This is a genomic window from Halovibrio salipaludis, assembly GCF_002286965.1.
In the GTDB taxonomy this organism is placed as follows: Bacteria; Pseudomonadota; Gammaproteobacteria; order Pseudomonadales; family Oleiphilaceae; genus Halospina; species Halospina salipaludis.
The window spans coordinates 1-666 of the sequence record NZ_NSKD01000025.1; the positions used below are offsets into that span (position 1 = coordinate 1).

Annotated in this window: 1 protein-coding gene; it reads right to left on the minus strand. The window is 60.7% G+C overall.

Annotated elements, in window-relative coordinates; all coding sequences use genetic code 11:
• Window positions 1–263 precede the first annotated feature (263 nt).
• Window positions 264–666 (minus strand): acyl-CoA dehydrogenase domain-containing protein (locus CK501_RS16630; RefSeq protein ID WP_143421475.1); only part of this gene is annotated, 403 nt, incomplete at its 5' end.

Consider the following 666-nt stretch of genomic DNA (forward strand, 5'->3'; position numbering starts at 1 on the left):
GTAAACGGGGCCAGCACTTTGGCCAACTGCCCGGCGTCGGTGGCCACTTCCCGCTGTTCCATGACATTGCCCTGCTCATCCACAACGGCAACAGCACTTGATTTGGAAGCCAGATCGATGCCAGCGTAATTCATCGGACAACCTCCTCTTCTGCTGAGGCTCTTCGGGTGACCTCGTTTCTCATTGGCGGAGGTTGTCCTCTTCCTTCCGGCCCGATCAAGGCCTGCCCGCTTTATCCCATCTCCTACAGAGGCATAATCCACCTAGTTGGTCGGTTCATCCTCCGCTTTAGGCCGCTCCACCAGCTCCAGGCGCCCAATGGAGTCCTGAGCCAGTGCCTCAATGCTCTCCTTGGAGAACGCATCCACACGGATCGTGTCATACATCGCGGCCATGGCCTCGGAGACCTTCTGGCGCTCGGAGTCGTCCAGCAGATCCCGCTCCTGGGCCCAGTCAAGCAGCTCCTCTCGCTGGTGACCGAGCAGCATTTCAATGTCCTGGAGTTCGTCCGGGTCCGACTTTCGGATGGCATCGTTGATGCGCTTGCGTGCCGGCTCGGTCTCACGGGCCACGCGCAGGGCATGAAGGATGCGGCCGACCGGGTCTTCCGGATTCTCGGTGTGATAGACACCGCGCGGAATCCGCTCCTTGGCGCCGCCTTCCTTC